This is a genomic window from Microbacterium testaceum, assembly GCF_020781835.1.
Taxonomy (GTDB): Bacteria; Actinomycetota; Actinomycetes; order Actinomycetales; family Microbacteriaceae; genus Microbacterium; species Microbacterium testaceum_H.
This window is the reverse complement of the sequence record NZ_JAJGNJ010000067.1, coordinates 1-203: the sequence shown is the minus strand read 5'-3', so window position 1 is coordinate 203 and position 203 is coordinate 1. Positions and strand designations below refer to the sequence as shown.

1 protein-coding gene is annotated in these 203 nt (G+C 68.5%); it reads left to right on the top strand.

Features of this window, described 5'->3' with window-relative positions; translation table 11 throughout:
- Positions 1–15: 15 nt before the first annotated feature.
- A partial coding sequence (locus LL239_RS17660; protein ID WP_445241967.1) for a phage portal protein family protein occupies positions 16–203 on the top strand: 188 nt, incomplete at its 3' end.

The following is a 203-nucleotide window of genomic DNA, read 5'->3' as shown; positions in this document are numbered from 1 at the left end:
GGCGTGACGATCCCTGTGGATCGGCTTGTCGTGTTCGTGCATCAGCGCGAGGGCGGCAACTGGGTGGGGGTGTCCCTGCTCCGCGCGGCCTACAAGATGTGGCTGCTCAAAGACCGCACGCTGCGGGTGCAGGCGCTCGCGGCTGAGCGCAACGGGCTCGGCATGCCGAGCTACACGAGCGCCCCGCCTCCTGAAGATGCGAC